Raw genomic sequence first — 5,361 nt, 5'->3', positions numbered from 1 at the left:
GGGTGCACGGCGGCGACCCGGCCGGGCCGTCCCCGTCCGACCCGGCCCATCGGGAGGTCGTCACGGCGTTCCTCGACGCGGCCCAGGGCGGCGACCTCGGGCGCCTCGTCGAGCTGCTCCACCCGGACGCCGTGCTGCGCCCCGACGCGGTCGCCGCGGGGATGGGCTCCCCAGCCCTGGCAGGCGGCTCCGAGCTCGCCAACTTCTTCTGCGGCTCGGCCAAGGCGGCCCGCCGGGTGTTCGTCGACGGCGCGCCGGCCGCCCTGTGGTCGCTGCACGGCGTGCCGAAGGTCGCCTTCCTGTTCACCCTCGACGACGCGACCGGACAGATCACGGCCATCGACCTCGTCGGTGACCCCGAGCGGCTCGCGATGTTCAGCATCGAGACGATGCGCCGCACCCGCACCCCCGACTGATCGACAGTGCACGAATCCCCGTCGACAGTGCGCGAATCCCGATCGACCGTGCACGAATCCCGATCGACCGTGCACGAATCCCCCTCGACAGTGCACTCGTCGATGGGCCGCCGTCGGCGGTTGCGCCTACGATCGGCGAGGTGAGCGACAAAGCCGCCGTGCTCGAGGTCCCGGGTCCCGACGGGACACGCGAGGTGCGTGTCTCCAGTCCGGAGCGGGTGCTGTGGCCCGGCGCGGGCATGGCCGACCAGCAGCCGGTCACGAAGCTCGACCTCGCCAACTACATTGTCGCCGTTGCCGACCCGCTCCTCGGCGCTCTGGGCGACCGGCCGGTCACGCTGCAGCGCTTCCCCGAGGGCATCGAGGGTGAGGAGTTCTTCTCGAAGAACCCCCCGAAGGGGGTGCCGGACCACGCGCGCACCGTCAACGTCACCTACCCCTCCGGACGGCGCCATCCGCAGCTCGTCATCGACGAGATCGCGACGGCCGTCTGGGCCGTGCAGATGAACACGATCACCTTCCACCCGTGGCCGGTTCGCACCGCCGACGTCGACAAGCCGGACGAGCTGCGCATCGACCTCGACCCGCAGCCCGGCCGCGTCTTCGCCGATGCGGTCGAGGCCGCCTTCGCCCTGCGCGACGTGATGGCGGAGATCGGGCTCACGGCCTGGGCCAAGACGAGCGGGAACCGGGGCGTCCACGTCTACGCCCGGATCGCGCCGACCCACGAGTTCCTCGACGTCCGGCATGGCGTCATCGGCATCGCCCGTGAGCTCGAGCGCCGCCTGCCCGACCTCGTCACAACCTCGTGGTGGAAGGAGGAGCGCGGCGAGCGCATCTTCGTCGACTTCAACCAGGCCAGTCGCGACCGGACGATCGCCTCCGCCTGGTCGCCGCGACCGCTACCGGGCGCGCCGGTCTCGACGCCCGTCCGGTGGGAGGACCTGCGCGACCTCGACCCCACGACGCTGACGGTCAGGACCGTGCCCGCACTGGTCGCGGAGCGGGGCAACCCCTGGGCAGGGATCGATGACGCGGTCGGTGACGTGGCCGCGGCGATCGCGCTGTGGGACAAGGACGTCGAGGAGCGGGGCCTCGGCGAGCTGAACTTCCCTCCGGACTACCCGAAGATGCCCGGGGAGCCGCCGCGGGTCCAGCCGAGCAAGCGTCGCACCGACAAGGCGGACCACGAGTACATGGCGCCGAAGGCCGAGCGTGACGCCGACCTGCGCAAGGTCTGGGGACCCGTGCCGCCGCCGGTCCCGCCGATGCTCGCCAAGGCGGTCAAGGGCTTCGGCGCCGTCAAGGGCGAGGTCATCTACGAGCCGAAGTGGGACGGCTTCCGCTCGATCATCTTCCGCTCCGGCGACGAGGTCGAGATCGGCAGCCGCAACGAGAAGCCGATGACCCGCTACTTCCCGGAGATCGTCGAGGCGGTCAAGGCGAGCTTCCCGGACCAGGCCGTCATCGACGGCGAGATCGTCCTCGTCCGCCCCGAGGACCGGGACCGGCTCGACTTCGACATGCTCCAGCAGCGGATCCACCCCGCCGCATCACGCGTCCGCAAGCTCTCGACCGAGACCCCGGCGAGCTTCGTCGCGTTCGACCTGCTCTCCCTCGGCGGCGAGTCCTACCTCGACCGGCCGTTCCGCGAACGTCGTGCCGCGCTGGAGCAGGCCCTGGCCGAGGCCGAGCCCCCGATCCACCTCACGCCGGCGACGACCGACCGGGCCACGGCCGAGGAGTGGTTCGAGCAGTTCGAGGGCGCCGGCCTCGACGGGGTGATCGCCAAACCCGTCGACGGCCACTACGAGCCGGACAAGCGGACGATGTTCAAGATCAAGCACGAACGCACGGCCGACTGCGTCGTCGCCGGCTACCGGACCCACAAGACCGACCCCGAGGCGATCGGCTCGCTGCTGCTCGGCCTGTATGACGCCGACGGCAGCCTCGCCAGTGTCGGGGTCATCGGCGCGCTGCCGATGGCCCGGCGCCGCGAGCTCTTCCAGGAGCTCCAGCCGCTCGTCGCGGAGTGGGATGACCACCCGTGGAACTGGGCCAAGCCCGAGGAGGGCGTGCGCACGCCTCGCTCGTCCGAGTACAGCCGCTGGAACAACCAGAAGGACCTGTCCTTCATCCCGCTGCGGCCGGAGCTCGTCGTCGAGGTCCGCTACGACCACATGGAGGGCACGCGCTTCCGGCACACGGCCCAGTTCGTCCGGTGGCGCCCCGACCGCGACCCGACCTCGTGCACGTTCGCCCAGCTCGACGAGCCGGTGAAGTACGACCTCGCCGACGTCCTCAGCGCCGAGTAGCCGTGCGAGGGCATGTCCCTCGCGGACGAGACCGCCGTCGTGGCAGCCCACCCCGTCGAGAAGGTATGCCGCTCACCCAGCTGAGGTGAGCGGCATACCTCCCGCTCGTGCGCGCGTCCTCCGCGCGGAAGGTCACGAGGTGTACGGGACCCGCTCCCACGACAGGACGTGATCGGCACCCGGGCGCGTGACCGTGACCTTGAGGAAGTCCTTGTTGTTGGACGAGCCGTCCACGGTGACCCGCGTCAGGTTGTCGGCCGACCCCTCCACACCGTAGAAGCTCAGCCAGCGCGAGCCCGCCGCGAGCGGGCGGTCCGCGTTGTAGACGTGGCTGTCGCCGTTGAACAGGTAGACCTCGCCGTCGAAGCTGCTCGCCTGCTTGACCAGCTCGGCGACCAGTGGCTGGAACGCGGAGTTGTCCGCCCAGGTGACGTCATACGTCGGGTCGAACATGTCCGCCTGCAGGAAGAGCGCAACCGCGCGGTCGTGCCGACGCCGCGCAGAGTCAAAGGCCGCCCGCACCTGGGCGAGAGCGTTGTCGGCCCGCGCCTGCTCCTCCCTGACCTGCTCGGCGGTGGGTGCGGTGAAGCCGAGCTCGGGCCAGGGCAGGAGGCCGTTGTTGCTGCCGACCACGTGCAGGGTGGCGATGTCGACTCCCTGCCGGCGCAGCGACACGTTCTCCGGGAACCCGGCGGCGGCCTGGGAGTCGACCTTGATCGGCTCGGCGCCGAGCGTTCGCCCGGGCTGGGCGAAGAAGGTCGAACGGAGCGTCGCGAGCCGCTCGAGGGGGTTGTAGGTCCCGTTGTTGGTGCGGTGGCAGTCGGTCCACTCGTTGTCGCCGGGGGTGTAGATGAGGGGCATCGTGAAGCGGTCGAACTGGGTCTTGACCATGTCGAAGTACTCGTTCGTGCACGTCGAGGAGCCACTCTTGATGTCGCCGACATGGACGGTGAAGGCGAGCCCAGGCGTCGCGTTGATCTGGTCGACCCAGGCCGGCAGCTTCGCGACCTGGTCGCTGCCATAGGGCAGGTCCCCGATGACTGCGAAGGAGTAGTGCCCGTCCTTCTGCTGACCCGGGGCGTCGGAGGCGACTGCGGCGACCGGAGCCGCGAGGAGGGCGGCCCCGAGGGCCGCGACGGTGAGGATGCGCGTTCTCATGACCCCGTTGTCTCGCACCGCGGTTAACGAGGCGCCTCGTCGCCGTGAAGGACAAGCGACCGTGGGCCGCCGGGCGGGGGATGTCGATTCCATCGCGCCTCGTTCGTCAGCAGGATGTGACGAGAGCCGTCACGACCGACACCAAGGAGTCACCATGGCCGACACCTACGCCTACCTGATCCACGAGCCCGACTGGGAGCCCGAGAGCCACATCGCCGAGGCCGGTGGCCCGGAGCCCGCGTTCGCCGAGCACGCAGCCTTCGCCAAGGCGGTGGCCGAGCTCGGTGCCCGCATCGTCGGCGGCGCCGCCCTCGACAACTCGCGCCACGGCGGCATGGTCACCCCGGGCCGCGGCGAGCGTCAGGTCGAGGACGCGGTCTGGACCGACGGCCCGTTCACCGACACCACCGAGGTCATCACCGGCTTCTACCTCGTCGAGACGGAGGACCCCGACCTCGCCAAGCGCATCGCCGCGTTGGTCCCGACCGGCGGGCGCATCGAGTGGCGCAAGGTCTTCCCGACCGGCACGTGACATCGCTCCGCTGACACCCCGGGTCGGCCGCGGCCACAATGGCGGCATGCGGCCGACCCCGGACGAGTTCGCGGACGCGTGGCCGCGCATCGTGCGCGCCCTTGCTGCCCTGACGGGCAGCCTCGACGAGGCGGAGGAGTATGCCGCTGAGTCCCTGGCGCGCGCCGCTGCCCACCCGCACCCCATCGACTCGCTCGCCGCCTGGTGCACGACGGTCGGCAAGCGGGCCTGGCTCGACGAGCAGCGACGCCGCGCGACGCTGGCCCGGCTGGTCCCGCAGCTCGCCCGGCCCGACGTGGACGAGACCCCCATGACGCATGACCCGGACGACCGGCTGCCCGGCGGTGACGAGCTCGACGACCGGCTCGCCCTGCTCTACGTCGCGTGTGACGGCGAGCTGAGCCAGACCAGCCAGCTGGTCCTCGCACTCCGGGTGGTCTGTGGCCTGACGATCCCCGAGATCGCGACGCACCTGGGCATCCAGGACACCGCCGCGGCGGCGCGGCTGACCCGGGCGAAGAAGACGTTGCGTGAGGCGCGTGGCAGCTTCCGCGTGCCGGACTCCGCCGAGCGGGAGCGGCGACTACCGGTCGTCCTCGCTTGCGTGGCAGGCCTGTTCACCGTCGCCCACCGGACCTGGCTCGACCCGGCCGACGCCTTCGCCGGCACCGGACGGCAGGCGTTGTCCATCGCGCACGCCCTGGTGGCCACCCGCCCGGACGACCCGGAGGTCCGCGGCCTGCGCGCGGTCATCCGGCTCGGCCTGGCCCGCAGACCGGGCCGGGTCGACGAGAGGGGGACAGCGCTCGCCCTCGACGAGGTGGACCGCTCCCGCTGGGACCAGCAGCTGCTCCGGGCCGGCCTCAGCGACGCCTATCTCGCCATGGAAAACGCCGACGTGGCCCCTCGTCGGGAAGTGGCCTCTCGTCGGTTGGTGGCC

General features: G+C 71.2%; 5 protein-coding genes. 4 read left to right on the top strand and 1 reads right to left on the bottom strand.

What is annotated here, in order from left to right; all coding sequences use genetic code 11:
• Positions 1 to 416 (top strand): sigma-70 family RNA polymerase sigma factor family protein (locus tag N864_RS25175; RefSeq protein WP_034720796.1); only part of this gene is annotated, 416 nt, incomplete at its 5' end.
• Between the two features lie 140 nt (positions 417 to 556).
• Positions 557 to 2,731, top strand: a complete 2,175-nt coding sequence (locus tag N864_RS24320; RefSeq protein WP_081794036.1) for an ATP-dependent DNA ligase — start codon at positions 557 to 559, stop codon at positions 2,729 to 2,731.
• A gap of 132 nt (positions 2,732 to 2,863) precedes the next feature.
• On the opposite strand, the gene N864_RS18825 is transcribed toward N864_RS24320, so the two are convergent.
• Complete coding sequence (locus tag N864_RS18825) at positions 2,864 to 3,889, bottom strand: metallophosphoesterase (RefSeq protein WP_034720802.1); 1,026 nt, start codon at positions 3,887 to 3,889, stop codon at positions 2,864 to 2,866.
• A gap of 154 nt (positions 3,890 to 4,043) precedes the next feature.
• Here N864_RS18825 and N864_RS18820 point away from each other — a divergent pair, with 154 nt between their 5' ends.
• Together N864_RS18820 and N864_RS18815 are read left to right on the top strand one after the other, a co-directional pair.
• Complete coding sequence (locus N864_RS18820) at positions 4,044 to 4,421, top strand: YciI family protein (RefSeq protein WP_034720794.1); 378 nt, start codon at positions 4,044 to 4,046, stop codon at positions 4,419 to 4,421.
• Between the two features lie 46 nt (positions 4,422 to 4,467).
• On the top strand, positions 4,468 to 5,361 hold an 894-nt coding region (locus N864_RS18815), incomplete at its 3' end, for a DUF6596 domain-containing protein (RefSeq protein WP_051518796.1).

The organism is Intrasporangium chromatireducens Q5-1, from assembly GCF_000576575.1.
Taxonomy (GTDB): Bacteria; Actinomycetota; Actinomycetes; order Actinomycetales; family Dermatophilaceae; genus Intrasporangium_A; species Intrasporangium_A chromatireducens.
The sequence above is the reverse complement of the archived record's forward strand: the minus strand, read 5'-3'. Positions and strand labels throughout refer to the sequence as shown.

Coding starts and splice junctions, on each gene's coding strand:
- N864_RS18825 (WP_034720802.1), bottom strand. CDS start 3,889: ATGAGAACGCGCATCCTCACCGTCGCGGCCCTCGGGGCCGCCCTCCTC.
- N864_RS18820 (WP_034720794.1), top strand. CDS start 4,044: ATGGCCGACACCTACGCCTACCTGATCCACGAGCCCGACTGGGAGCCC.